Raw genomic sequence first — 26705 nt, forward strand, 5'->3', positions numbered from 1 at the left:
GGTTATGGCCCCTGATCGAAGCGGTAGGGCGCGACGAGAGGATTTCGCGCCGTGTACGGACTGGGGAGCTGGCCGATGGTGCGTCCCCATTGCATCTCGAGTTCGGTTAACTCCCCCTCGAAGCGGGTGCCTGTGAACAGCGAGGAATCGAGCCGACTCAGCGTCAGGTCGACGACTGCGCTCAGGTTGGCGTAGTCCCCCCTGATCCACTTGTGAATTGTCGGTCTGGTGAACGGGAAGGTGGCGAAGGCGTCGAGAGATCGAGTGAGTGCCGGCCCGGCATTGGCCAGCGATTCGAGAACCGGACCGATGTTCTGGAGGTTCTTGACCAACGCGTCCTTCGTCTGGTTCGTGGTATCGGCTGCCAGGGCGCTGAACTTGCCGAGTTCGGTGAGCGCGTTCGCAAGAGCGTCGCGCTCGTCGTCGAGCACCGCCAGCGCGTCAGGAATGGTGGTCAGTGCCCGATCGAGCACCGGCTTCTGGTCGGCAACTTGCCTGACAAGCTCATTCAAGCTGTCAGTTGCGGCGATGATGTCGCCAGACTGATCATTGAGGTGTGACACGAACGTGTCGAGCTGGATGATGAGGTTTCGTAGATCGTCTTCGCGTCCCTTGAACGCAGTGCTCAACGACTTCGTGATCTCCTGGATTTCACCTAGACCGCCGCCGTTGAGGACCACGGACAGGGACGCCAGTGCCTGCTCGGTGCTCGGGAAGCTTGCGCCGCTAGCCAGGGGAATCACCGCGCCGCTGCTGAGTCGACCGACCGGAGGTACGCCCGGCGGCGGTGCCAGCTCCAAGTGAAGCGAGCCGAGCAGGCTCGTCTGCCCGACGGTCGCAATAGCGTTGGCAGGCAGTACGACATCGTTCTTGATCGACATCGTGACAAGGGCGTGCCAACCTTGTCGCTCGATCTTCGACACGTTACCGACGGTGACGTCACCTACCCGCACCCGAGAATTCCGCTCCATGTTTCCGACGTCCGGCAGTTGGGCTTGGACGGTGAAGGAGTCCGCACCGGTACCCACCGTGCCGGGCAGCGGAAGCGAGTTGGCGCCTTGCCAGGAACTACATCCGGCGGCGAACGCCGCGACCAGGATCGCCGCGACTGCTCGCCCGGCACGGTGTGGCAGCGAGACTGTAGACCCCGCTTGCGCTTCCATCACGACCCCCCTTCCGGTGGCACCATCAATCCCTCGAGACCTGCGTTCGGATCCGTCGACTGTATTGGTGGTAAGGCACTTTGCGGATTCGCCGGAAGCGCATTGTTCGGCAGGGACACGGGCTCCGCAGCCGAACCGCCTGCCGGCGAACTCTGAGCGGGCTCAGGGGCCGGCGGTACGTAGTTCGGGCGGAGTCTGTCCTCGCTGTAGGTGACCTCGTTGGGCCGGGCAGCCGCTCCGACGAAGAGGTTCTCGCCAAACGGTAAGAAGTTGTACTGCCGGTTCTTGATGATGGGTGCGAGATACTGAGCGCATAGCTTCGCGGATTGTTCTGCGCCCTCCCTGGACGCCGCCTGAATGGCACCGCAGAGGAAGTCGACCGGGGTCGCGAAGTTGTTGTAGGCCAGAGCACCGGTGAGACTGCCTTGCGCAGGCTGGTAGATGTTGACGTAGTTAATAAACGAGTTCGGAGCGACATGCAGCAGTTGCTTGATGTCGTCGGTGCTTTCGACGAGCGCAGCCGAGATCGATGCGAGCTTGTCGCTCGCGGTGCCCAGTGACTCGCGGTTGTCGGAGGTGAAGCTCTGCACGTCACCGACGACGCTGTTGATCGATTCGATCATGCGCCCGACCTCGTCGGGATCGTCGGCCAGCAGACCCGTGACCTCGGCGAGATTCTGATTGAGACTCCGTAACAGGCCATGACTGCTCTGCAGCGCGCTGATGAAGACGGACAGGTTCTTCATCGTGCTGAACAGGTCAGGGCTGTGATCGCCCAGCGCCGAAAAGGCCTGTGACATCTCGATGATCGCGTTGCGGATGTTGTCGCCCTCGCCGCGTAGGTTGTCTGCCGCGGTGTTGACGAATGCACCCAGAGTGCTGACACCGCCCGGAGTCGTCGGTTGCAGTGCCTCGGCGAGCCTCTGGAGCTGAGCGCGAAGGTCGTCGAATTCAACAGGTACAGCAGTGCGGTTCTGGGGAATGACCGCTCCCTCGGTCATTTCCGGGCCCCGTGTGTAGGCGGGAGTGAGCTGAATCTGGCGCGCGGATACCAGCGTCGGCGACAGGATGACCGCTTTGGCGTCGGCGGGCACCTTGTACTGGTCATCGACGTGGAAGGTGACTTTCGCACGCTCCGGCTGCGGCTCGATGCTGTCGATCTCGCCGACGGGCACGCCCAGGATCACGACCTCGTCGCCAGGATAGAGCCCGTTGCTGTTGAGAAAGTACGCAACGATGCTTCTGTGCCCGGTCAGGTCGCCGAGGCGGATCGCCAGGACCGACCCGGCGGTAAGTACCGCTACCAGAAGCACGCCTATAACGAGTCGAGGACTACGGATGACGCGGCGTCTCATCGTGTTCCCTCCCCCTGAGTTGGCGAGCCGGGCTGTGGGATAGCCGGCGGTTGTTCGCCGGGGGCCGGCATCAAGCCCGGGCCGGGCGGCGGGATGGATTCTTGCCCAGCAGGTGGTGGCGCCGGTGGGCCGGGGGGCGGTCCGCCCGGGGGCGGGGCGGCAGGTGGTTGACGGTACGGGTAGCGCGGATCACCGGGATTGCCGGTGATGGCATCGGGCAGCGTCAGCCTCGGATCTCCGCCCTGTCCCGTCCTGGGGTAGGGCGCGGGTAGTGCCGGCGTGCCCGGCTGACCTACTTGCGGGTCTGTGGTCTCTGAGGGTAGGAGCACGTTCGGATCGAGACCCAGGTCTGAGAATGCGGCATCGACGAACGGCTGAATGAACTGCCCCGGTAGTAGATTGGCGAGGTAGGCCTTGTAGAATGGGCCCGAACTCACTGCTTCGCCGAGGCTCAGCGCGTACCTGTTGAGGCGGACCAGTGATTCCTGGATCTCGGTTTTGCGATTGTCGATGATCGTCAGTACTCCGTTGAGCTTGTCGAGGGCGGGCTTGAGGGTGTCGCGGTTCTCAGCGATGAGGCCCTTGAGTTGCTCAGTGACACCGGTGATATTGCCCGAAATCTGGTCGAGGGCAGCCCTTTGCGTCCGCAGATTTGCCAACAGCGCGTTGGTGTCTTCGACCAGACTCGCAATCTGATCGCCGCGCTCCCGCAATACGGCAGTCGATCTGTTGGCGTTCGCCAGCAGATCTCGCAGCTGCTGGTCACGCTTGTCGAGAGTCTCGGAGAACCGCGCCACACCCTGGACCGCAACCCTGAGTTCCGGTGGGGTATCTGCAAAGGTATCGGCCAGAACCTGTAGAGACTGCGTCACCTGGCCGGTGTCCAGGCCACTGATCGTCGTCGTCAGATCACCGAGGGCGTCGGCTAGCTGATAGGCAGGCTTGGTTCGGTCGAGCGGTATGGGGACTGACAGATTTCCGTTGCCACGTGATGTCAGCTCGAGGAACTTTGCTCCCAACAGGCTCTTTGTTTTCACCGCCGCCTCAGTGCGTTCACCCAAGGCGACATCGGTGCCGACTTTGAACGTAACGAGGACCTTGTCACCAGCGAGCGCCAGATCGGTGACCTTTCCGATCTCCACACCCGACAGCTCAACCGGTGCACCGCTTTTCAGACCGCTCGCCTCGGAGAAATAGGCCGAGTAGTCCTCGGTGCGGTCGACCAGCGGAATTCGGTCGTAGTTGATGGCGGCTAGCGCCGCCACCGCGGTGAGGCCGACCCCGATGGCACCGATGACGAAGGGGTTGCGTTCGGAGAATTCGATCATCGCGGTGTGCACCTGCCTGTGTCTTGACCGACCATCTTGATGAAAACCGGCTGACCTCCCTTGCCGTTGACCTTCAGCACCAGGTCGCAGAGGTAGAAGCTGAAATAGTCGCCGTAAAGCCCCAACCGTTCGAGGGTCTTGTAGGTGTCCGGCAGGGTGGCTAGGACGTTGTCGAGGTAATCCTTGTCGGCGACGACGATCCCGGATGTCCGGTCGGTCTCTGCGACGACCTTCGTCAGTGGCGGCCTGGCTTGCGTCAGCAGGTCAGCCACACCGCCGGCCGCCGCATTGGTGTATGCGACGGAGTTGGTGATGTCCTGCTTTCGGCTCGCAAGGGTCGACACGAGTTGGGACAGCGACGTGACGGCGCGGTCAAACTGTTGGTGCTGCTCGGAGAATGAACCCAGAACGGTGTTGAGGTTCGTGATCACCTGTCCGATCAGGTCGTCACGGTCAGCCAGGGTGTTGGTCAATGCGGCTGTCTGAGCCAGAAAAGACCCGATGGTAGGGCCTTGGCCTTGCAGTGCCTGTATGAGCTGGCTTGCCAACGCATTGACCTGGTCGGGGTCCAGTGCCCGAAACAGTGGCCGAAACCCGCCGATGAGGGCATCCAGGTCCAGGGCGGGGAATGTCTGCGAGGAGGGGATGGTGCCGTTCACGGGAAGCGCCGAGACGTCGCCGGGACCTTCCTGCAACTCGAGGTAACGCCCGCCGATGAGGTCGTCGTAGCGGATGACTGCCCGAGTTCCGCGAGTGAGCATCACGGTGTCGTCGGCAGTGAATGCCACCGTGACGGTCGCGTCCCGATTCAGCGTGACATCGCGTACCTTGCCGACCTCGACACCCGCTATGCGCACGAACTGCCCGGATTTCAGGCCGGAGGCGTTGGAAAACTCTGCGTTGTAGGTGCGTCCCTCCTGAAAGCGAAATTGCGCAAAGACCGCGAAGATCGCGAAGATTCCGAGTACGCACACCACGACGAACACACCGAGGCGCCACAGGGTCGCGCCCATATTGCTCGTCATGGCCATCTCCTCGTGNCTGACTTCGGATGCATCTCGTTCACGGTGCTGTCGGGGCTTCCGCAGGTAAGGGACCGCCGCCATTGGCCACATCCGTAGGTGGAACGCCCTGCGTCGCAACGGGTGGCAGCGGCGGTGGCGGCGGCGCTGCCGGCGGCCGATGTGGTGCCGGTGTGGGCTCGACCTGTGCCGGGAATGCCGGCTGAAATGGCTCCGATCCCGGTGGCGGAGGCCCTACCTCGCCGGGCACCCCGTGGACGCCGGGCGGCAGGTTGGGGTACAGGGGTGTGCCGTCCGGTCCGTACTGCGGCGCACCGTAAGGCGGATTTCCCGGAGCCGGAATTGGACCGGGTGCGGGCCCATTTCGATTGCGGAGCGTGGGTGGTTCGGGGACTGCGCGCGTCACCGGGAAGTAGTTCGCATAGCCCGGGAACCCAATTCCGGGGTTGACCCGCATGTCATTTCCGCCGCCCCAGCCAGTGTCGGTGACCAGGTAACGCACGGGGTAGTTGTTGGCGACGTCGGGCAGGGAGCCGCACCCGGGTTTGCCACCCGGGCCGCCCTTGGCGCCCACTATCGGAAGATGCTCTGGATACCTGTATGGGTCGTCGCCCAGCAGCAGCGCCACGTCCAGTGTCAGGGATTTGCCGTTCAGGCCACCTGACTGTTCCAGCGCTCCGCTCTTGTTGACGTAATCCGAACCCCCGACCAGCAGACATGTAAGCACCGGGTTGTACTTCATGAGCAAGTCCGTCGTAGGCACCAACTTTTTCGTTGCCTCGATGAGATTGTCCTTCGACGGCGCCAAGAGCTTGATCCCGCTATCGGACAGGCCTATCGTGCTGGCGAGCAACGCATCCAGGTTCGACGCATTGTCTCTTAGTGCAGTGCTTGCCACACTCGCCGCATCGAGCGTCCTCACAATGTCCTGTGCGGCAACACCGTAGGTGTCACTGAAGTCCTTCAGCGACCTGAAATCGTCGCGCAGCGTGTCGGCGCGGGCATTCAAGGCGCTCAGTACCTCGGTCGCGTCGGTGGTTGCCTCGCCGATCCGCTCGCCTCTGCCACCCAGGCCCTGCGCAAGTGCGGACAGGACGGCGTTGAGCTTCAGTGGGTCGATTCTCTGTAGCAGGCCGCGCAGGTTCTCGAAGACCGTATTCACCTCGGTACTGACATTCGACGACTGAACAATCGAATCCGCCGTCAGCCGCAGAGGACTGGGATCGCGGGGGTAGACCAAGTCGACGTACTTGGCTCCGAACGCCGTCGTCGCGCGTATCTGAGCTGTGACGTTCTGCGGAATCCACTGCATATCATCGGGATTCATCTGAAGTTGCAGGCTGACCTGATCGGGCGAGTTCTCGATCGCGCCCACCCGGCCGACTTGCACCCCGCGCAGCTTCACTTTCGCGCCGGGTTCCATCACGAGGCCGGCGCGATCGGACTTCAACGTGACCGGCACAAAAGACCGGAACGTTCCGGCGAACATGCTCGATGCCACAAATATCAGCGAGCAGATCGTCACGAGAAGGATCGCCGTCCACCAAGCTGGGTGCAGCGTATTCCGGTTGCGCGATGTCATCGACTTACCCCGAGAGATTCAAGTTGCCGGACTGTCCGTACACGGCGAGTGAGACGAACAGGGTGACGAAGACGGCGGCGATCATCGACGTGCGAACGGCGCGTCCCACCGCCTCCCCCACGCCTGCGGGACCGCCCGCGGCGTTGAAACCGTAGAAGGTATGCACAAGCATCACCACAACCGCCATGAACACCGCTTGTACGAACGAGTAGATGACGTCCACGGGGTTGAGGAAGCTGTTGAAGTAGTGGTCATAGACCCCCGTCGACTGTCCGTAGATCGCCGTGGTTCCGACGCGGGTCGCCACGAAAGCCATGATCACCGCGACGCAGTACAGCGGTATGACGACTATGGTGCCGGCGAGCACACGTGTAGAGCTCAAGTAGGCCACTGCGCGGATGCCCATGACCTCGAGCGCGTCGATCTCTTCGCTGATGCGCATCGCACCCAGCTGCGCCGTGGCACCGGCACCGATCGTGGCGGCCAGCCCGATACCGGCGACAAGCGGTCCAACCAGGCGCACATTGAGGAATGCCGACGTGAAGCCGGCCAGGGCCTCGATTCCGATGTCTTGCAGCTGGCTGTAGGCCTGGATGGCGATCAGCGACCCAGCGGACAGTGTCAGGAAGCCGATGATCACGACAGTTCCACCGATGATCGCCAGCGCGCCGACGCCGAGGCCCATCTGAGCGATCAGCCTCAATACCTCTCCGCGGTACCGGGTGACGGCGTCCGCGAGCCCTCGCAAGGTCTGAGCATAGAACTGGCCCTGCACGCCAATGTCGTTCCAACCCTCGGCAAAGGCTCTCAACCTCCGCCGAAGCCGGGGATAGGTGGCACCGGCGACGGTCACGACGCTCCCGCCTTGACCGCGACCGCCGTAGCCAACACATTGATGACGAACAGCGCCATGAACGTGTACACCACGGTTTCATTGACCGCGTTTCCTACGCCCTGTGCTCCGCCTCCTACGAAAATCCCCTTGTAACAGGCGATCAGACTCGCGGCCAGGCCGAACACTGCAGCCTTGAGCAGTGCGGCCACAACCTGTGGCGTGCCCACCAGGAGGGTAAGTCCGGCTGCGAAAGCCCCTGGCGTGACCCCCTGGAAGAACACCGAGAAGAAGAACCCACCGGCAATGCCCACGAGGCAAACCAACGCCGTGAGGAGAAGCGACACAACGGTCGCGGCGGCGACGCGCGGAACCACCAGAGCCTGAATCGGATTGATTCCGAGGACTCGCAACGCATCAAGTTCCTCCCGGATGGTGCGCGCCCCGAGATCGGCACACATCGCGGTAGCCGCCGCACCGGCGACAACGAGGACGGTCACGATGGGCCCCGTCTGTGTCACGGTGGCCACCGCCGCGCCACTCCCGGAGAAGTCAGCGGCGCCGATCTCGACGAGAAGGATGTTGATGGTGAAGCTCGTCAGAACAGTGAACGGGATGGACAACAGGATCGTCGGCACCAAGGCGACCCTGGCCACAAACCAGGCTTGGAAGATGAACTCACGCCACGCCCACGGGCGGCGGAACATCTGGACAAAGGTGTCCAGCGACATCGCGAAGAACTCGCCGATGCCTCTAAACGGCTTGGCGAGCACAGCGCTGCTCATGCTCCGCCCTGTGGGTGGGCGCCGCTCGGCAAGATCGGCATGGTCCTCTGGTCCCTTCTTGCGGCGAGCCAGTTCACAGTTTCCGTTGCGTGTGACACGCAACACCGATGCTGGCGTCGGGGCAGAACGGTACACCACGTATTTCTAATACGGCAACCAAATGCGCCGGTTTGCCTCTTGCTCTATTGCGAACGCACCAAGATTGCTGCTGGCTGATTGTTGTGAACGCGTCGAAACTGAGGATCCGGCCCGCCCTTCACGCTCAGCCGAGCCGCGTGAGGCGCGACAAGGGTAGGATTCTGGCTGTTAGTGCAGCTAGTAGCATCAAGAGACCGTAGCCCGCCGTGTGTCAGCACCGCGACGTCGCCCTCGCCCGCTACCACCGCCGTGGCCCCTGGGCCACCGATAGGGCATACATCGAAATATCAATAGTTTGCTGGATTATCAGCGTTGATTTTTCTGGAGAAATGGGCGCGGTTATTATTAGGGACGGCGACTTGCCATTCTGCTACCGTGCATTGTCGATCAAATTCGACGCCATATGTTGAATATGGAACTGCCGAATTGCGCGCTCAACACGTTCAGTCGTCGCGCTTCACAGTCGTCTCAGGCGAGTGCGCGACTCACCGCCCGCGCGACTCCGTTAGCGCGCCCACTTCCCGCGGAGCGCCGGGACGTCACACCGTCCACCTAGGTCAGGAGGGTCACAGCCAGGCGATATGGCTTCCTGGGAGCGTGCCTGAGGCGCAACCGATGGTCTCCACCAACGTGCCGACGCACGGCGCGACGACCCGCGACACTGGCGGCGATCCCGTCGGTCATCCGCATTGGCAGCACTCTCCATTTCCCCGGCGAGAGCTCCCAGACATTGTGCGCACCGCACTATCTCCACGGCGCCAATCGCGCTTTAAGGCAAACGATAATTGTTTTACTGTTTGCCTCTTTAATGGCTTGATAGTGGTTGCCGCGACTGCCTACGGTGTTTCCGGGGATCTTCCTGGCAGATACGTGAATTCGCGGACCTACCGGGCTTCTGACGGCGGTAGATGTCGTACAGACGATGACAATCTTCGAGTCCGCCGCACAGCAGCCGCTAAGCCCGCTAGGATGCGGCCATGGCGACTAAGACGATGTCTGCGGCCCTCTTACTGGTTGGTGCGACGATCGGCATCTCTGCGCCGGCTTCGGCAGATCCCTCGCCCACCCCAGGTGTGCCAGCGTGCGTCTACACGCTGTCCGAACCACAAGTGGTGCAGGTCGGTGCGGCGCGTATGGCAACCGCCACCATCGCGCCCTTCCCCTGCTCCGGGTCTATCACTCCGAATCAATCAACGGTATGCCTGAAGCCCTTGGCCGGCGATTACCGCCCGCAGTGCGCCGAAGGGTACGGCCCGGCCGGAGCGCAGGTTTACCAGGTGTACCGCCCAGGTATCACCTACGAGGTCACCGGGCGGGGGTGCGGCAGCACCGCCCCACAGGGCTCGGTGTGCTCCTCGGTGGGTCCAATCAGCAAGACACTGTAAGCGTTTCGGTACTGCACCCGCACAGGCAACCTATCAGCGATATGGACCGCAGACCGCCGGGTAGGCGGGGCCTACCTCATCAACGGATCGCGAGGGAGCCCAAGTATGCGTTCAGCGATCGTGTTCCGGCTGATCTCCGATGTTCCCCCGGCGATGGTGGACGCGCGGTCACCGAGATACGACTGGCAAAGATCCTCTCGCTCGCCCGTCACGGCGGCTGTCCCTGCCAGGTCCATTGCGAGCTGCGATATTCGCTGCTGCAGTTCGGCTCCCAGCAGTTTGGTCACATTGCCCTCTGGTCCCGGTTCGGCACCGGCCATCGCCCGCGACACCTGACGTAGGTTGAGGAGCCGGGTTGTGTGCACCTCGGCGATGACCTCACCGCACTGCGACGCATAGCGTGAAGCCGTTGCTGCAGATCCACTGTCGAGTAGTTCGACGAGCTCGCCGACAGTAGGCCCGCCCGAATGCCCCGCTCCGCCGCCGATGGAGATACGTTCGTTACCCAGCGTCGCGCGCGCCACGCGCCATCCGCCATTGACCTCACCGACAACGTGGGCGTCGGGCACGAATACGTCGTCGAGGAATACCTCGTTGAAGTGATTGCCGCCCGTAAGGTCACGCAGCGGATTGATACTGACACCCGCTGCCGCCATATCGATCGCCATCATGGTCACGCCCGCATGCTTGGCGGCCTCCGGGTCGGTACGGACAGTGGCCAGGCCCCACTGGCAGTGTTGAGCCAAGCTGGTCCATACTTTCTGACCGGTGACACGCCAGCCGCCCTCAACCTTCTGGCCCGCGGTACGCACAGCTGCAGCGTCGGAACCGGCACCCGGCTCTGAAAAGAGCTGGCACCATTGCGCTTCACCGCGCAGGACGGGGCCAACCCACCGCTGTGCCTGTTCTTCGCTGCCGGCCTGAGCAATCGTGAGCATCACCCAACCGCTGATGCTGAGGTCCCAGCGGGTCATCCCGTCGAACTCCTCGTCGATGACCAGCTGTTCGAGCACGCCAGCGGCGCGACCCCACGGCTCGGGCCAGTGCGGAACCAAATAGCCGGTTTCAGCGAGGATCTCGCGCTGCTTCGCCGCAGGTGCCGCCTTGACCTTGTCCGCCACCTCGCGGGCTTGCTGACGGTACTTGTCAGCCTCCGGTGGCAGTGCGAACGAGGCACCGTGGGCTTCGCCGCGGCGAACGGCGTCCACCACATCCAGCAGCGGGTCGCCCGCGTCGGAGAGAAGCGTGGCCAGCGTGCGCGCCCTCCGCAGATAGAGGTGCGCATCGTGTTCCCACGTGTATCCGATGCCGCCATGCAGCTGCAAGTTGGTCTGGGCGTTCGCTATCTGCCCGCGAATCGCGTTCGCAGCAGCCACCGCAGACGCGAACGAGGAATCGGCAAGCTCGCTGGTACGAGCGGCATCCCACACGGCGGCCGTCACCTGCTCGGCGTTCATCAGCATGTTGGCGGCATGATGCTTGACGGCTTGAAAGGTCCCAATCGTGCGGCCGAACTGCTCGCGGACCTTCGCATATTCGACCGCCATCTCGAGGGTCGCCCAGCTGACTCCCACCGCCTCAGCAGCAGCCAGAATCCGGAACACAGTGCGCGCGTGAACGGCGGCACCCGTCAGCACATCATGGGCTGCCAAGGGCACATCTCGCAACGTCACCGAACCCAGGCTTCGCGTGGTGTCCAGTGCAGTAGAGCGCTTCACCGTCACGCCGTCCGCGCGCGGATCGACGACTATCAGATCATCTCCGACTACCAAGACCATCACGTCGGCGTCCGGAGCCCCCAGCACGGCCGAGAACTCGCCCGCCGAGATGGTGTGGCCGTCCACAGTGGCCGCGCCCGTCAAACCCAGTGCACCAACAGAGCTCCCGTCGGCCAGTCCGGGTACCAGCTGTTCACGGAGCGACCCGGGGGCGTATCGGTCGATCAGCACTGCGGTGGCCACAGTCGGCAGGAAGGGTCCCGGGCACAACTGCCGCGCCTGCGACTCCAGTACGACCGCCAGTTCGGCCAGTCCGAACCCGGAGCCCCCGTACGCTTCGTCGAGCGCCAATCCGTTCCATCCGAGAGCGGCGTTGCCCGACCAGATGTCGCCCGGGTGGGCCGTACCCCCGTCGAGCGTCGCACGCGCGGATGCCCGGCTGTNCAGCCGCTGGAGGTGCCCGATGGCGGAGTCAGCCAGGTATGCGTGATCGTCAGTGATGGCAAGCGCCGACTTGTTCATTTTCTGTGCCCCTTGCGGTGATACGCCTGAAGAATCGGGCGAGATTGCCCCGAGGTCTCGCGAAAGACGCTGTCAGGAAACCTCTATGACCATGGCGCCGCCCTGGCCCCCGCCCGCGCACATCGCAGCCACGCCGATCCCCCCGCCACGACGGCGCAGCGCGAACGTCAGTGTCGCCAGCATCCTCGCTCCGCTGGCGGCGATGGGGTGGCCGAGACTGCAACCGCTGCCGAAGGCGTTAACGGTGGAGTCGTCGATGTCCAACTCGCGACATGCGGCGATGGGTACGGATGCGAACGCTTCGTTGATCTCCCACAGATGGACGTCAGACACCGACAGATTCGCCCGACTGAGGACTTTGCGAATCGAATCGATCGCACCCTGGCCGCAATAGCGCGGATCGACGCCGACGGCGGCCCAGGCGCGCACCCGCCCAAGGATATTGAGTGATTCCGACCGTGCCAGCCCATCCGATACGAGCGCGAGCGCCGCTGCAGCGTCGTTCAATCCACTCGAGTTTCCCGCAGTGATGGAGAACCCCGGAATCTCCGGATGCAATGGCTTCAAACCACTCAGACGATCCATCGACGAATCGCGCCTGGGGTGCTCGTCCACGGCGAAGTCGTGCACCGATCCGTCCGGCTGGGTAACTTTCAATGGAACGATCTCGTCGGCGAACACACCCGCATCGATGGCCGCGACTGCCCTGGCGTGCGAGCGCAGCGCCCACGCGTCCATGTCCTCCCGGGACACGTCGTATCGGAGCGCGGTACTCCAACCCACGATGAGCGAGACGTCGTCGGTCGCTTCCGCGGTGTGAGGAAAGGTTGGGGGCAGTCTTTCAACTGACCAGTCGCTGCCTATCGCCTTCCAGCTCAGGGTCGGGCTCAGCGTCGTCGACTGCGCTCCGCCGGCGATCACGGCCGCATCCATGTCAGCCCTGATAGAGGCTGCGGCGTTACCCACCGCAGCGAGGCTGCCTGCGCAGTGCCGGTTCACGGCTTGACCGCTTACAGTGGTCATTCCTGATGCGACCGCAGCGTATCGGGCGAGGTCGCCGCCTCCGTAGAGTGATTCGGCGAGGATGACGTCGTCAAAGCGGTCGGCCCGCAACCCGGACCGCCGGACGGACTCGCTGACGATGTGGGTCGCGAGCGTCTCGGCCGGCGTATCTCGCAACGTTCCCTTGTACGCGGTGGCGATCGGGGTGCGCACCGCGCTCACGATCATGGCTTCGGTCACTGTTGCCTTCCGGTGAGTCTCTGTGCGTCTGCACAGCGGGTGTCTAGATAGATAAATATACAAAGGAATAACTTGATAGTAAAACTTCTCGGAGCGTCAGTCGGTACGCAACAGCATGGCGCCCGAGGGAACGCCTCCCCCGTTGGTCACGACGGCTACCTTGGCACCATCAACTTGGCGCCCGTCAGCGGTGCCGCGAAGCTGCTGCACAGCTTCGTGCAACAGCCCGAAACCGTGAAGCCGTCCTGCGGACAGTTGTCCGCCATGTGGGTTCAGCGGCAGCGCTCCGCCAAGCGCAATGCCACGGCCCTCATCGATGAAATCGGTCGCTTCGCCAAAGCCGCAAAAGCCCAAAGACTCCAGCCAGGACAAGGCATTGAAGGTGAATCCGTCGTAGAGCAGGGCGACATCGACGTCCGCCGGGCTCAGCGTCGTCCGTGTCCATAGATGCGCTGCGGGACCGAGCGATTGTGGCAGATGCGTCAGCGTGCCCTGGTCCCAGGACAGTCGCTCAAGGATCTGAGTGCCACACGCTTCGACGAACACGGGCGCACGTGGTCGGTCGCGGACCGTTTCGGCAGCCGATACGACGACGGCCACTGCCCCGTCGACGGGGACGTCACAGTCATACAGTCCGAGAGGCGTGGAGACCATGCGCGCTGCCCGATACTCCTCGATCGAGAGTGGATCACGTTAGACCGCATCGGGATTGCGGGCCGCTCCCTGCCGTGCGACGACGGCAATCCAACCCAGCACATCGCGGGTGGCTCCATAACGATGCATGTAGTGGGACGCCTGACAGGCGATCCAGTTGGCCGGCGAATAGGCTCCGAACGGCACCAGATACTCAACCATGCCAGAAGCCCGGCCCGGTGCCACGGGCCACTGCCCCGACCGCACCATCGCGGCGTACGAGGACTCCCACACCGTTCGGAAGCACAAGACGTGGCGACACAGGCCGGATGCGACTGCAAGCATTGCCGCAGTGACGGACCCGAACTGGCCGGGTGTCTCCGAGGCGCCGTTGACCCAGACCGGATGAATGCGTAGCGCCTCCTCGAGGGCGCTTGCGCCGCCCTCGGACATGCCCGGCATCCAGCCACCCGGATAGGTCGACAAGCCGTCGATTTCCGAGAGCGTCAAGCCCGCGTCCGACACCGCCTCGAGCGCCGCGTCAACGGTCAGGGACAGGGGGTCGACCATCAGCCGGCGTCCGACACGCGACTTGCCGACACCGGTGATCGCGACCGCGTCCTCGTACTTGCGAGCGCTCACCGGCATCCGTAACCCTGCGCCTACGTCGCCTGGATCCGGCATCGTCACCGGGTCGTCTGCTGTCGAAGCGGGTTCGAACAGCGGCAGCCACACGTCCTCGACCTGCTCGAAGACCACGCTCACCGGCATCCCGATATAGACGCCCGACGGATCGCAGCCAACGATGTTGGTCGTGAGCCGGACCCCCGGTGCGTCGGCAAGTTCGACGACCGCGACGACGTAGGGCGGGGGAAACGCCGGCGACCACACCTGTTCGTTGATGGTGAACGCCACGACGGTGGCCCTACCCGAAACCTCGGCCATCTCCAGACCACGTGCCCGGCATTGCGGGCAGATCGGTTGCGGCGGATGGACCCGGGCCAGGCAGGACGCGCACGTCGCGATCCGCAGACGCCCGTCGGCCCCGGACGCCCAGAATTCCTGGCTCGCCAGCGTCGGCTGCGGTGCCACCCGGACCACAGGCTCGTCCGAGAACTTGGATGTACCGGATTGCGGCGAAGGACTAGGTGATGGCACCGGCGACCTTCAGCGCCAGCAGTTGATCCTCGTCGTAGCCGAGTTCGGTGACGATCTCGTCGGTGTGCTCGGCGAACAGCGGGGCCCGGTTCAGATGAGGTGGGCAGCGATCGAACTGCACAGGATTGGCCACCAATTCGCGCTCGACACCCTCGGCGTCGACCACCGTTGCAATCTGCCCCACCGCACGCAGCGACACATCATGGCCGACTTCCCAGGCATCCTGCACCACCGACCACTGACCCTCGATGCCCTCAAGAGCGGTCACCCACGCGTCCTTGGTCCGCGAGGCCACGATCTCGCGCACCAACGATCCCGCCACGGCGGCATTGGCCATCAACTTCTCCGCGGAGTCGAACCGCTCGTCGGTGGCGAGCTCCGGGCGACCGGCGGCGGCACAGAATTCCGGCCAATACCGCCCCGGCTGCAGCATCGACAACATCAGCCAACGCCCGTCCGAGGTCCGGTAGCCCCCGATGAGTGGATTCGTCGGTGCGCCAACGCTACTCGGAGCAACCTTTGGCAGCGGGCCACCTGCCATCAACGCCAGATTCACGGAGTATTGCGTCGTCCACGCGCCCACACCGAGCAGCGATACGTCGACGACGGGCGCGTTCCCCGTCCGCTCGCGGGTGAAGAGCGCGGCCGAGACACCCGCCGCGATCGTCATCCCACCGATGTTGTCGCCGTACGCACCGGCCGGCATCCCCGGAAACGCATCCGCCCCCGGCGGCGTGGCACCGTCACCGCTTCCACCCCGAGCCCAAAAGGCCGTGGCGTCATAACCGCCCTTGTCCGCCTCAGGACCCTGATAGGCAAATCCGGCACCAAGGGTGTAGACGATGTTGGGATTGACGGCGCGCACGGCATCGACATCGATTCCCATCTTGCGCCGCGCGCCGGGCAGATAGTTGGTCAAGAAGACGTCGCTTCGCCGGATGAGTTCGTGCAGGACCTCGGTGGCTTCGGGCGTACCCAACGCCAGGCCGATGCTGCGCTTACCCCGATTGGGGCCCTCCATGATCGGCGCGAAGCTGGAATCCTTGCTGACCGCATCGAGCCCAAGCACCTTCACCAGGCCGCGTTGCGCGTCGCCACGTTCGGCGTGCTCCACCTTGATCACTTCGGCGCCCCAGTCGGCGAGCACCGCTCCTGCCGCGGGCACGAAGGTGAACTGTGCGACCTCCAGTACCCGGATGCCCTCCATCGGAAGAGTCATCGGACCGCGACCTCCTTCTCACGTCTTCAATGACGTGTCGTGCGTTTCCGCTGCCGAGCTGGACTCCGCTTGGGCGGTTTTGGCAGATTCAGATATTGAAACGGTTGGCGCCGTCGATGCGGATGACTTCGCCGTTCAAATAGTCGTTTTCCACGATCTGCGACGCCAGCGAGGCGTATTCAGCCGCCCGCCCCATGCGCTTGGGATTCGGCACGCCCTGACCGAACCTGGCTTCGGCTTCGGCTTCGGCCATGCCGTATGCGGGTGTGTAGAACGTTCCGGGTGCGATGCACATGACGCGAACCCCGACCGGCGCCAGATCCCGCGCGGCCGTCAACGTCATGGCGATGACACCACCTTTTGCCGCCGAGTAGTCGGTCTGGCCGACCTGACCCTCGAATCCCGCGATGCTGGCCGTCGTGACGACCACGCCACGTTGACCAGACTCCAGCGGGTCGTTCCTGCTCATCTGTGCGGCGGCACGACTTGCGACGCAGAAGGTACCCACCAGAAAGACCTCGACCGTGCGGCGGAACGTCTCCACCGAATAGGCCTCGTGTTTACGGTTGACCATGCGAGCCCCAGCGACCGGTCCGCCGTGAACAACCACGGCGGCTCGCAAGGGTGCCATCTCCGTCGCCGCCGCAATGGCGACATCGACCGAATCTGCGTCGGTGACGTCGGTGCTGACGAAGCGCGCGCGATCCCCCAAGGCCTCGGCCAGCTTCTTGCCACGGTCCTGATTGAGGTCGGCGACGACAGCGTGAGCACCCCTCGCCACGAGCTGCCGGACGGTGGCTTCGCCGAACCCGCCGGCACCACCGGTAACCAACACTGATGCATCACTGATATCCATAGGGACCTTCCTTCAACTCAGCGTGTCCGGTCAGACGTCGAGACCACGCGACTTATCCGTTCAATTGCGCTCGGCGGCACTGCGCCCCATCAGGTCAGTCACTCGCCGGCAGCGGTTTGGCTTCCTTCAAGTCCAGCGGCGTGGTTCCGACGCTCAATGTCCCCGCACCGGCTTTAGTGACCAGGACCTCGGCACCCGCCTCGTCGACGTATCTCTTGCCCATGACTGACCCCTGTGCGAGCGACGGGTCGGGTGCGCCGGCAATCGAGCTCTCCTGATCGAGATGCACCATCGGCTGGCCGCCACACCGCAGGTCCGCCAGCGCTGCACCGGCTTTCACGACGATGACCTGCGTTTCACACACTTGGCTCTTGAGTCGCATCCCGTTCTTGATCACTACTGCTCCTTGCTTCATCGGTGGTCAGCGTTTCACGGAGGGGGCAGCCTCCAGTTCCTCGACAATGAGACGTCGCAGAACCTTGCCCGTGCTGGTGACAGGTAGCTGATCGCGGAACACTATTCGGTCCGGCGTGCGGGATCCCCTCAACGCGGTCCGCGCCCAGGTGATGAGGTCGTCCACCGCCGGATCGGCGCCCGGCTCCGGCACGACCACCGCGACGATGATCTGACCCCACTCCCGATCTTCGACACCCACCACGACCACCTCGTGCACCAACGGATGCTCTACCAGGACGTCTTCGATCTCCGAGGGCGCGATGTTCTCGCCACCTCGAATAATGGTGTCGTCGGAGCGGCCGCCCAGGAACAGGTAGCCAGCATCGTCGCGCATCGCGACGTCTTTGGTCGGAAACCAACCGTCCTCGTCGAGAACCGAGCCGATCTCCTGATAGTGGCCCGACACCTGTGGTCCCCGAACGAACAACTCACCGGTCTCTCCAGGTGCCAGAACCGAACCGTCGCCGGCGCGTACCTGGACCTCGACACCTGGTACGGGCCGGCCGACGGAGGCAAGTCGTCGACTGACCTCTGCGTCGGCCGATGAGGACGCGATCCGATGATCTTCAGGAGTCAGGACCGAAACTGTCGAACTCGTCTCCGTCAACCCGTAGGCGTTCACGAAGCCGACGTCGGGCATGAGATCGAGTGCATTTCGCAGCAACGGAAGCGATACCTTGGAGCCCCCGTAGGCCAGTGTGCGCAGGCTCGAAAGATCCTGTGGCTCAGTTTCCAGGACCGACACGATCCGATCGAGCATCGTCGGAACGACCGTGGCCGCCGTGACCGCTTCCGCCTCGACCAGGCGAAGCCATTCTCGAGGATCGAACCGCGGCAAGTACACGATCTTGCGACCCGCGTACACATTCGACATTGCGGCCCCCACACCCGCAATGTGATAGGGCGGGACGCAGACGAGGGCAGCCTCAGAGTGGTCGGCGGAGGCGAACTCAACGGTACCGATCACGTACGAAGTCAGATTGGAATGAGTCAGTTCGACGGCCTTCGGGCGCGACGTGGTCCCGGATGTGAACAGCACTATCGCCACATCGCCTGCATCGGCGACGTCATGCATCGGATCGGCGTAGCTACACGAAGCCAGAAAGTCTGCGGAGGTCATGACATTGCGACCGGGCGACACCCTCGACAGATATTCAGAGTCAACGACGATCAGCGGGTCCGGCAGACGAGAGATCAACTCCGACAGGCTTTTCTCGCTCAGCCGATAATTCAGCGGAGTCAGCGGCCGCCTCGCTCGTGCTGCAGCGAAGATCAGCAGAGGTAGCATCGCGCCCCCGACGCCGAGATACACGACACTGCGGGCGCCGGACTGATCGATGACACTCGCCCCGCCGTCGGATAGCGCGCGCAGTTGAGTGCACGTGAACCGGTCCTCGGCGTCGACCACCGCCACTCGATCGGGATCCGCCGAGACTGCCATCTCAAGCAGTAACGAAACACTCACTATCGCGCTGCTCCTTATTCTTGCCACCACTGCAATGGACCCTCGCCCTGACGTAGGGCCCGCGCAACGCACACGGAGCATCCGTCGCCAGCACGGTGAGCCCACTTCGGTCGGCGCTGAGAAACTGCCCTGGACTCGGCCGCCAGCCTTCGCAATATATACAACTATTTGTCTCTTTAAAAGTGGGGCCGCCGTTGGTCCGGTCCTCAGCGCGCATTCTCGGCGGGCCAGTCACAGGTTGGGGCAATGCGGGCCTCGTCCTTACGACTGCTGGGACGATGGTCGCCCGGCCCCCTGTGCTTCAGCGAGCCGCCTGGCGAATTCGGGCGACCGAATGGAGTCCGCCTGGGGTGGAAGCTCGACAGCCACGGCTGCGTGATGCTGGGCTATGTCCTCGAAACCCGGGTTCGCCGTTGCGCGCATCGACGCCTTCGTGGTCATCACCAGTGCCCGGGGGGCACGCACTGCCGCGCCTGCCAACTCGAGTGCCGAAGCGACGGAATCCTCCGCGGTGCGCAACGCAAGCCCCGACCTGACCGCCTCGTCTGCATCGAAACGCATCCCGAACAACAACGCCGCCCGAGCCGCCTGCACACCCACCGCCCGCTGCAGCATGTACGTTGCACCACCCCCGGGATGGATGCCGAGTCGTTGGAAGCCAGGCTCGAAGACCGCATCGCGGCCGGCGATCCGGACGTCCGCGGCAAGGGCGAGGTTCAGCCCGGCGCCGACGGCGGGGCCGTTGACGGCCGCAATCGTCGGCAAACTGCACTCTGCGACGGCCAGGAAGCCGTCGTACAGCGCCTTGAGTCCTTCCTCGGTGGCGGTGCCCAATGCCGTCAGATTCGCGCCCGCGCAGAAAGCCCTACCGGCACCGGTGACGACCACCGCGTGGACGTCGGTGTCGGCCTCCATGGCCGTCACCGCGCTTCGGAGCTCGACCGACATCTCCACCGATACCGCGTTGCGTCGTTTCGGATCGTTGAGCGTGAGCACCGCTATCCCGTCGCCCACCGTGACGTTGACGAGCTCATTCACGGTTCATCGCCTGCCCGTGCTCTGTGGGCTTTCTCGACATCTGTGAGGGGAAGCGTCGAATCATCGTTGTCCGTGTACTCCATTCTTCTCAATCAGCAATGGCGGCAACGTCAGAGGACGACCCGCCGCGTCGGCCGGCCCGTGGCCCCACGCCGTCGTCGAGACTATACCCTTAAACCGATAAATAGTTGATGAATTAGCGTCGGGCCGATACAGTGCAGCCAAAGGCCCGCCCCACGCGGATGCGGGCGGCCGATACCGTAAAAGTCACCGCGCGAGAGGGACCATCGCTATCAACAGCTCAGCTGGAGTCCCGTTCGATCCCGAGCCGCGCATGCTGATCGACGGCGGACTGACCGAGGCGTTGTCGGGTGCACGTTACGAAAACATCAACCCTGCAACCGAATCAGTACTAGGAACGACGGCGGATGCAGGTACTGGCGATCTCGATGCTGCCATCGCAGCGGCGCGTCGGGCCTTCGACGAGACGACCTGGGCTACCGACCACGAATTCCGTGCGCGTTGCCTCCTTCAGCTGCACGACGCGATTGCCAGCGAGGAGGACCAGCTGCGGGCGGAACTGGTCGCAGAAGTCGGCACACCGGTCAAGGTGACCTATATGGGCCAGCTGCGATGGCCGCTTGCCGAGGCGTTCCGCTGGCCCGCGCAGATGATCTCCAACTTCGAATGGGAACGCTGCCTACCCGACCGCGACATCAAAGGCGTTGCGCATCACCGCGACGTCTTCAAGGAACCGGTCGGCGTCGTGGGCGCCATCATCCCGTGGAACTACCCCTTCGAGATCACTGCCAACAAGCTGGGACCCGCGCTGGCGACTGGCAACACCGTCGTGTTGAAGCCCGCTCCGGACACACCGTGGAACGCCACGCGAATCGGCCGACTCATCGCCGAATGCACCGACATCCCCGCCGGCGTAGTGAACATCGTCACCTCTTCGGACCGCCGAATCGGCGCCGCGCTGGTCACCGATCCCCGCGTCGACATGATTTCGTTCACGGGTTCGACGCAGGTCGGGCGCGACATCATGGCAGCGGGAGCGCCCACGCTCAAGCGGCTGTTCCTGGAACTCGGCGGCAAATCGGCGATGATCGTGTGCGACGACGCCGACTTTGCCAAGGTCCTGCCCGCCTCAGGTGCGGCATGCATCCACGCCGGCCAGACATGCACATCGCTCACACGACTCTTGCTGCCGCGTAGTCGTTATGGGGCCGCAATTGAGCAGTTGGCCGACGTGTGGCGCAACATCCCGCGCGGCGATCCAAACGATCCCAAAGTGTTGTGCGGACCCCTGGTCAATTCGGTGCAGCGAGACCGCGTCGACAACCACGTCCGGCGCGCCGAGCAACAGGGCGCCCGCATCGTGGTCGGTGGGAAGCCGATGCCCGGTTTCGATCGCGGGTACTTCTACGAACCGACCCTGATCGCCGACGTCACAACAGCCATGGACATCGCCCGAGACGAGGTCTTCGGCCCGGTTCTCGTGGCAATCCCGTACGACGACGATGATGACGCCGTCCGCATCGCCAATGACAGCATCTACGGCCTGGCGGGAGCAGTTTACAGCGAGTCGACGCAGCGCGCGAAGTCCATAGCACGCCGCGTCCGGGCCGGGGTGCTCTCGGTCAACGGCGGCATGTGGTACGGGGCGGACGCTCCGTTCGGCGGCTTCAAATCCAGCGGAGTCGGACGGCAAAACGGCGTCGAGGGGCTCGAGACCTACACCGAGACCAAAGTCGTCGGCTGGGTTTAGGACATGCATTTCCACCTGATCCAAGAACCAACGCCTGATGGAAGGTTGTCACAATGAGTCGATTAGAAGGCAAGGTAGCTCTCATCACCGGTGCGGCCCGAGGCCAGGGCCGAAGCCACGCAGTCACCCTTGCCGAGCAGGGGGCCGACATCATCCTTTTCGACATATGTCACGACATCGACACCAACAACTACCCGTTGGCCACCCCACACGATCTGGAAGAGGCTCGCCTCGAGGTGGAGAAGACCGGGCGCCGAGCGGTGGCGGCCGAAGTCGATGTCCGCGACCGTACCGCCGTACGGTCCAACCTCGATCACGCGGTCGGCGAACTGGGTGGTCTCGACGTCGTGGTGGCCAACGCCGGCATTTGTGCCCTCGGTGACGAAACGACGGTGGGAGCGTTCTGTGACACCTTCGACGTCAACTTCGTCGGCATGATCAACGCGGTGCACTCGGCCATCCCCCACTTGAAGGCGGGCGCCTCGATCATCACGATCGGGTCGATCGCAGCGCTTGTCTCAGACCGCGTGGCCGGAGCCATGGGCGGCGGGCCCGGCGGAGACGGCTACAACGTTTCGAAGAGTTTCATCAACCAGTACACCGTCAAACTCGCCAAACAGTTGGCGCCGCGTAGTATTCGCGCAAACGTCATCCATCCGACGAACGTGAAGACCGACATGCTTCTGCAGCCGGCCATGTACAAGATGTTTCGCCCGGATCTCGAGAACCCCACTCTTGACGACGCCATGGTGGGCTTTCCCATGCAGCAAAGCATGCCGATTCCCTACATCGAGACAGCCGACGTTTCCAGCATGGTCGCCTATCTGGCGTCAGATGAGTCCCGGTACGTGACGGGCTCCCAGTTCACCGTCGACGGCGGAGCGATGTTGCGCTTCGTGTGAGCATGACGAGGCAGGCCGTAAAGCACACTTCCGTCCGCTTTACGCGTGCCGAGACACTAAGAAGGTGCCATGGACTTTTCGACTCTGACCACCGTGGAGGCAACTCTCCACGACCATATTCTGACCGTCACACTGAATCGACCGAACAAGCTCAACGCGTTCAACCAGGCGATGCTCGACGACTTCAAGAGCCTGTGGGCGTACGCGGACATCACCGACGACGTGCACGTGATCGTGCTCCGGGCTGCAGGCGAGCGCGCCTTCTCCAGCGGTGTCGATGTGGTCGAAGAATACGACACCGTCGACAACCCGTTCAGCCGTCGGGATCCGGCGCATTGGCTCTGCCCGAAACTTGCCGGCTGCTGGAAGCCCGTGATCTGCGCCGTGCACGGGATGGTCGCCGGCGGTGCGTTCTACTGGCTCAACGAGGCTGACATCATCATTGCGGCCGAAGACGTCGAGTTCTTCGACCCGCATGTGTCTTTCGGGCTGGTGGCCGCGCTGGAGCCGATCGGTTTGACGCGCAGAATCCCGCTGGGTGACGTGCTGAGGATGGCCTTGCTGGGGTTGGACGAGCGGCTCTCAGGAGCGCAGGCGCTGCAGATGAGCCTCATCAGCGAGCTACTACCGCGCGATGAATTATGGAGCCGCGCACAGGTACTCGCCGAGCGCATCGCAGCGAAGCCACCCGTGGCCATCCAGGGCACCGTCCGCGCCATCTGGGAGTCTCTCGACACCGGCCGAACCCATGCGCTCGCCCGCGGCATGTCGTACGTGGTGATGGGGAACGAAATCGGTTCGGCCCAGGTTGATCGGTCAAAGATCTCCGGCCGGAACTACGAATTGCGATGACGTCGGCAGCCCAGGATTCGCCAGAGACCGACCAACCGCGCCCACGCACACCGGGGCCGCTGCACGGAGTGCGCGTCGTGGAATTGGACGGCATCGGACCGGGCCCCGTCGCCGCGATGATGCTGGCGGATCTGGGAGCCGACGTTGTGCGCATTCAGCGCCCCGGCAGCCTCAACCAAGGGTTCGACTATCGAGAACTCTTGTTTCGTGGGAAGCGGATCGTCTGCCTCGACGTCAAGAAGGACCGCGATGCCCTGCTCGACCTGATCGGCCGGGCGGACGTGCTGATCGACCCCTTCCGGCCAGGAACCACCGAACGGCTCGGCATCGGTCCCGACGACTGCGACGTCGTCAACTCCCGGTTGATCTACGCCCGGATCACCGGGTGGGGCCAAGACGGCCCGCTGGCGGCCACTGCCGGCCACGACATCAACTATCTGGCGCACTGCGGGGTGCTGAACGCCATCGGTCATCGAGACCGGCCCCCGGTTCCGCCGCTGAACATGGTGGCCGACTACGGGGGCGGAACCATGTTCCTCGTCACCGGCGTTTGTGCCGCCCTCTACGAGCGGGAAAAGTCCGGCAAGGGACAGGTCCTCGACGTAGCGATGGTCGACGGTGTGGCCCTGCTGTCGCAGGCGTTCTGGGCCATGCGCGCGGTCGGCCGTCTCTCCGATGAAAGAGAGTCGAGCCTGCTCGACGGCGGGACGCCGTTCTACCGCACCTATGAGACGGCAGACCACCAGCACGTCGCAGTCGGCCCGATAGAACCGCAGTTCTATCGGTTGCTCCTCGACGGTCTCGGACTGACCGACGCCTCGCTTCCCGACCAGTGGGATGGCGAGAACCACGGACGAATGCACGAACTGTTCACCGAACGGTTCTCCTCGAAGACGCGTGCGGAATGGGTCCAGATCTTCGAGGGGAGCGACGCCTGCGTGGCACCGGTACTCACATGGACTGAGGCCACCCAGGATTCACACCTGCGCGCGCGCGGAACGATGGTTGACGCGAACGGATTCGTCCAGGCGGCGCCGGCCCCCCGGTTCTCCAGAACCCCGGGGCACATCGGCCCGCTGCCGCCCGCTCCGGTGACGCTTGACGACGTGCAGTGGTGATGGCAGGACACACGACGCCGGCGCCGATCGCCGCGTCACGGCCAAGCGAGGAATGAGGAACTGCAACCGATGACCACTGAAGCGTTCATCTACGAAGCCATCCGCACCCCTCGCGGAAGGCGCAACGGCTCGCTGAAGGAGATCAAGCCCATCAGTCTGGTGGTCGGCCTGGTCGATGAAGTGCGACGCCGCCATCCCGATCTGGACGAGACCATGATCAGCGACCTGATCCTCGGCGTAGTCAATCCGATCGGTGATCAGGGCGGCGACATCGCCCGAACGGCGGCACTGGTCGCCGGACTGCCCGAGACCACCGGCGGGGTGCAACTCAACCGCTACTGCGCGTCCGGCCTGGAGGCGGTCAACACCGCCGCACAGAAGGTCCGTTCCGGCTGGGACGACCTGGTGATCGCCGGTGGTGTCGAGTCGATGAGCCGCGTGCCGATGGGCTCCACCGGCGGCGCCTGGGCCGGCGATCCGGAGACCAACTTCGCGCTGTCTTACGTACCACAGGGCATCAGCGCCGACCTGATCGCCGCCACTGAAGGCTTCTCCCGCGAGGACGTCGACGGTTACGCGGTGCGCAGCCAGCAGAAGGCGGCGGCGGCGTGGTCGGGTGGCTACTTCGCCAAGTCGATCGTGCCGGTGAAGGATCAGAACGGCCTGGTGGTCCTCGACCACGACGAGCACATGCGCCCGAACACCACTGTCGAAGGATTGGCGACATTGAAGCCAGCTTTCGAAGCCATGGGCTCAACGGGATTCGACGATGTGGCGCTGCAGAAGTATCACTGGGTCGAGCGCATTCCTCACATCCACCACGGCGGCAACAGCTCGGGCATCGTCGACGGCGCCGGCTTGGTGCTGATCGGTAGTGAGAGTGCCGGCAGTGCTCAGAATCTGACCCCGCGGGCCCGGATCGTGGCCACCGCCACCTCCGGTGCGGACCCCGTCATCATGCTCACCGGTCCGACACCTGCCACCCGTAAGGTGCTCGATCGTGCCGGGCTGACGGTTGATGACATCGACCTGTTCGAGCTGAACGAGGCGTTCGCCTCGGTGGTGTTGAAGTTCCAGAAGGATCTGAACATCCCGGACGAGAAGCTCAACGTCAACGGTGGCGCCATCGCGATGGGTCACCCGCTGGGCGCCACCGGCGCCATGATCACCGGAACCATGGTCGACGAGCTCGAGCGCCGCGGCGCGCGACGCGCGCTGATCACCATCTGTATCGGCGGCGGCATGGGCGTGGCGACCATCATCGAGCGGGTCTAGGAGATATGACCATGGCAGAGAACACTATTGCGTGGGACAAGGATGCCGACGGCATCGTCACCCTGACGCTGGACGACCCGACGGGTTCAGCCAACGTGATGAACGAGCATTACAAGGAGTCCATGCACAAGGTGGTGGAACGCCTTGTGGAGGAGAAGGATTCGATCACCGGCGTGGTGATCGCCAGCGCGAAGAAGACCTTCTTCGCCGGTGGTGACCTCAAGGGCATGATGAACGTCGGCCCGGACAACGCCGCCGAGTCGTTCGCCGAGGTGGAGTTCATCAAGGCCGATCTGCGCCGGCTGGAGACCCTCGGTGTGCCGGTGGTCGCCGCCATCAATGGTGCTGCCCTCGGTGGTGGCCTGGAGATCGCGCTGGCGTGTCATCACCGCATCGCCGCCGACGTCAAGGGCGTGGTCATCGGCCTGCCGGAAGTGACGCTGGGTCTGCTGCCCGGTAGTGGTGGCGTCGCCCGCACGGTGCGGATGTTCGGCATCCAGAAGGCGTTCATGGAGGTGCTGTCCCAGGGCACCCGGTTCAAGCCGGGCAAGGCCAAGGACATCGGTCTGATCGACGAATTGGTGTCGAGCACAGAGGAATTGGTTCCGGCGGCGAAGGCATGGATAAAGGCTGAGGTTCTCCGGCACCCGGATGGCACATCACAGCCGTGGGATCAGAAGGGCTACAAGATGCCCGGGGGTACCCCGTCGCATCCGGCGCTGGCGGCGATCCTGCCGTCGTTCCCGGCGCTGCTGCGCAAGCAGCTCAAGGGCGCGCCGATGCCGGCGCCGCGGGCGATTCTGGACGCCGCCGTCGAGGGTGCGCAGGTCGATTTCGACACCGCCACCCGCATCGAGAGCCGCTACTTCACCTCGCTGGTCACCGGGCAG

Annotated in this window: 20 protein-coding genes and 1 pseudogene; 6 read left to right on the top strand and 15 right to left on the bottom strand. The window is 63.8% G+C overall.

Features of this window, described 5'->3' with window-relative positions:
- Nucleotides 1-2 precede the first annotated feature (2 nt).
- The 15 genes and pseudogenes from BEMPMBAN_RS31630 to BEMPMBAN_RS31700 all read right to left on the bottom strand — a co-directional run bounded on the left by BEMPMBAN_RS31630 (nucleotide 3) and on the right by BEMPMBAN_RS31700 (nucleotide 19897).
- Nucleotides 3-1163, bottom strand: coding sequence for an MCE family protein (locus BEMPMBAN_RS31630; protein ID WP_159235403.1), 1161 nt, complete (start codon nucleotides 1161-1163; stop codon nucleotides 3-5).
- Nucleotides 1163-2518, bottom strand: coding sequence for an MCE family protein (locus BEMPMBAN_RS31635; RefSeq protein ID WP_159235404.1), 1356 nt, complete (start codon nucleotides 2516-2518; stop codon nucleotides 1163-1165). Before BEMPMBAN_RS31635 ends, BEMPMBAN_RS31630 begins: the two co-directional genes overlap by 1 nt.
- The gene (locus BEMPMBAN_RS31640) at nucleotides 2515-3846 is read right to left on the bottom strand and encodes an MCE family protein (protein WP_159235405.1); all 1332 of its coding nucleotides are present in this window, start codon (nucleotides 3844-3846) and stop codon (nucleotides 2515-2517) included. Before BEMPMBAN_RS31640 ends, BEMPMBAN_RS31635 begins: the two co-directional genes overlap by 4 nt.
- Nucleotides 3843-4871 carry a virulence factor Mce family protein gene (locus BEMPMBAN_RS31645; RefSeq protein ID WP_159235406.1) on the bottom strand — a complete coding sequence of 343 codons (1029 nt, stop codon included), beginning with the start codon at nucleotides 4869-4871 and terminating at the stop codon, nucleotides 3843-3845. Before BEMPMBAN_RS31645 ends, BEMPMBAN_RS31640 begins: the two co-directional genes overlap by 4 nt.
- Before the next feature lie 37 nt (nucleotides 4872-4908).
- Nucleotides 4909-6450, bottom strand: coding sequence for an MCE family protein (locus tag BEMPMBAN_RS31650; RefSeq protein WP_159235407.1), 1542 nt, complete (start codon nucleotides 6448-6450; stop codon nucleotides 4909-4911).
- A 4-nt stretch (nucleotides 6451-6454) separates the two neighbouring features.
- Nucleotides 6455-7303: an ABC transporter permease gene (locus BEMPMBAN_RS31655; RefSeq protein WP_159235408.1), complete on the bottom strand. Its 849-nt coding sequence runs from the start codon at nucleotides 7301-7303 to the stop codon at nucleotides 6455-6457.
- Nucleotides 7300-8067 (bottom strand): MlaE family ABC transporter permease, encoded by a 768-nt coding sequence (locus tag BEMPMBAN_RS31660; RefSeq protein WP_159235409.1) that lies wholly within the window; start codon nucleotides 8065-8067, stop codon nucleotides 7300-7302. Before BEMPMBAN_RS31660 ends, BEMPMBAN_RS31655 begins: the two co-directional genes overlap by 4 nt.
- Before the next feature lie 1594 nt (nucleotides 8068-9661).
- Entirely contained in the window at nucleotides 9662-11830 is a 2169-nt protein-coding gene (locus BEMPMBAN_RS31665; protein WP_159235410.1) for an acyl-CoA dehydrogenase family protein, read from the bottom strand.
- A gap of 72 nt (nucleotides 11831-11902) precedes the next feature.
- Entirely contained in the window at nucleotides 11903-13072 is a 1170-nt protein-coding gene (locus BEMPMBAN_RS31670) for a thiolase family protein (protein WP_159235411.1), read from the bottom strand.
- Between the two features lie 96 nt (nucleotides 13073-13168).
- Nucleotides 13169-14806, bottom strand: a pseudogene (locus BEMPMBAN_RS31675) (thiolase C-terminal domain-containing protein).
- A gap of 43 nt (nucleotides 14807-14849) precedes the next feature.
- Nucleotides 14850-16082 carry a CaiB/BaiF CoA transferase family protein gene (locus BEMPMBAN_RS31680; RefSeq protein ID WP_159235412.1) on the bottom strand — a complete coding sequence of 411 codons (1233 nt, stop codon included), beginning with the start codon at nucleotides 16080-16082 and terminating at the stop codon, nucleotides 14850-14852.
- Between the two features lie 88 nt (nucleotides 16083-16170).
- Nucleotides 16171-16938 (bottom strand): SDR family NAD(P)-dependent oxidoreductase, encoded by a 768-nt coding sequence (locus BEMPMBAN_RS31685; protein WP_159235413.1) that lies wholly within the window; start codon nucleotides 16936-16938, stop codon nucleotides 16171-16173.
- A 94-nt stretch (nucleotides 16939-17032) separates the two neighbouring features.
- Nucleotides 17033-17335 carry a hypothetical protein gene (locus BEMPMBAN_RS31690; RefSeq protein ID WP_159235414.1) on the bottom strand — a complete coding sequence of 101 codons (303 nt, stop codon included), beginning with the start codon at nucleotides 17333-17335 and terminating at the stop codon, nucleotides 17033-17035.
- Between the two features lie 24 nt (nucleotides 17336-17359).
- Nucleotides 17360-18859, bottom strand: coding sequence for a class I adenylate-forming enzyme family protein (locus BEMPMBAN_RS31695; protein ID WP_159235415.1), 1500 nt, complete (start codon nucleotides 18857-18859; stop codon nucleotides 17360-17362).
- 261 nt (nucleotides 18860-19120) lie between these two features.
- Entirely contained in the window at nucleotides 19121-19897 is a 777-nt protein-coding gene (locus BEMPMBAN_RS31700) for an enoyl-CoA hydratase (RefSeq protein ID WP_159235416.1), read from the bottom strand.
- 334 nt (nucleotides 19898-20231) lie between these two features.
- Between BEMPMBAN_RS31700 and BEMPMBAN_RS31705 the strand changes: the two genes are divergently transcribed.
- From BEMPMBAN_RS31705 to BEMPMBAN_RS31730, 6 genes are all read left to right on the top strand, one after another.
- Entirely contained in the window at nucleotides 20232-21668 is a 1437-nt protein-coding gene (locus BEMPMBAN_RS31705) for an aldehyde dehydrogenase family protein (protein WP_159235417.1), read from the top strand.
- Nucleotides 21669-21721: 53 nt separating this feature from the next.
- A complete protein-coding gene (locus BEMPMBAN_RS31710) occupies nucleotides 21722-22570 on the top strand; it encodes a mycofactocin-coupled SDR family oxidoreductase (RefSeq protein WP_159235418.1) in 849 nt (282 codons plus the stop codon).
- Nucleotides 22571-22639: 69 nt separating this feature from the next.
- A complete protein-coding gene (locus tag BEMPMBAN_RS31715; protein ID WP_159235419.1) occupies nucleotides 22640-23422 on the top strand; it encodes an enoyl-CoA hydratase/isomerase family protein in 783 nt (260 codons plus the stop codon).
- Complete coding sequence (locus BEMPMBAN_RS31720; protein WP_159235420.1) at nucleotides 23419-24540, top strand: CaiB/BaiF CoA transferase family protein; 1122 nt, start codon at nucleotides 23419-23421, stop codon at nucleotides 24538-24540. Before BEMPMBAN_RS31715 ends, BEMPMBAN_RS31720 begins: the two co-directional genes overlap by 4 nt.
- Nucleotides 24541-24609: 69 nt before the next feature.
- Entirely contained in the window at nucleotides 24610-25815 is a 1206-nt protein-coding gene (locus BEMPMBAN_RS31725) for an acetyl-CoA C-acetyltransferase (protein WP_159235421.1), read from the top strand.
- Nucleotides 25816-25826: 11 nt separating this feature from the next.
- A partial coding sequence (locus BEMPMBAN_RS31730; RefSeq protein ID WP_200846191.1) for an enoyl-CoA hydratase/isomerase family protein occupies nucleotides 25827-26705 on the top strand: 879 nt, incomplete at its 3' end.

Origin of the sequence: Mycolicibacterium austroafricanum (assembly GCF_902705885.1) — a bacterium.
Taxonomy (GTDB): domain Bacteria; phylum Actinomycetota; class Actinomycetes; order Mycobacteriales; family Mycobacteriaceae; genus Mycobacterium; species Mycobacterium vanbaalenii_A.

Coding starts and splice junctions, on each gene's coding strand:
- BEMPMBAN_RS31685 (WP_159235413.1), bottom strand. CDS start 16,938: ATGGATATCAGTGATGCATCAGTGTTGGTTACCGGTGGTGCCGGCGGG.
- BEMPMBAN_RS31630 (WP_159235403.1), bottom strand. CDS start 1,163: ATGGAAGCGCAAGCGGGGTCTACAGTCTCGCTGCCACACCGTGCCGGG.
- BEMPMBAN_RS31680 (WP_159235412.1), bottom strand. CDS start 16,082: ATGACTCTTCCGATGGAGGGCATCCGGGTACTGGAGGTCGCACAGTTC.
- BEMPMBAN_RS31650 (WP_159235407.1), bottom strand. CDS start 6,450: ATGACATCGCGCAACCGGAATACGCTGCACCCAGCTTGGTGGACGGCG.
- BEMPMBAN_RS31710 (WP_159235418.1), top strand. CDS start 21,722: ATGAGTCGATTAGAAGGCAAGGTAGCTCTCATCACCGGTGCGGCCCGA.
- BEMPMBAN_RS31635 (WP_159235404.1), bottom strand. CDS start 2,518: ATGAGACGCCGCGTCATCCGTAGTCCTCGACTCGTTATAGGCGTGCTT.
- BEMPMBAN_RS31720 (WP_159235420.1), top strand. CDS start 23,419: ATGACGTCGGCAGCCCAGGATTCGCCAGAGACCGACCAACCGCGCCCA.
- BEMPMBAN_RS31660 (WP_159235409.1), bottom strand. CDS start 8,067: ATGAGCAGCGCTGTGCTCGCCAAGCCGTTTAGAGGCATCGGCGAGTTC.
- BEMPMBAN_RS31715 (WP_159235419.1), top strand. CDS start 22,640: ATGGACTTTTCGACTCTGACCACCGTGGAGGCAACTCTCCACGACCAT.
- BEMPMBAN_RS31725 (WP_159235421.1), top strand. CDS start 24,610: ATGACCACTGAAGCGTTCATCTACGAAGCCATCCGCACCCCTCGCGGA.
- BEMPMBAN_RS31640 (WP_159235405.1), bottom strand. CDS start 3,846: ATGATCGAATTCTCCGAACGCAACCCCTTCGTCATCGGTGCCATCGGG.
- BEMPMBAN_RS31645 (WP_159235406.1), bottom strand. CDS start 4,871: ATGACGAGCAATATGGGCGCGACCCTGTGGCGCCTCGGTGTGTTCGTC.
- BEMPMBAN_RS31705 (WP_159235417.1), top strand. CDS start 20,232: ATGCTGATCGACGGCGGACTGACCGAGGCGTTGTCGGGTGCACGTTAC.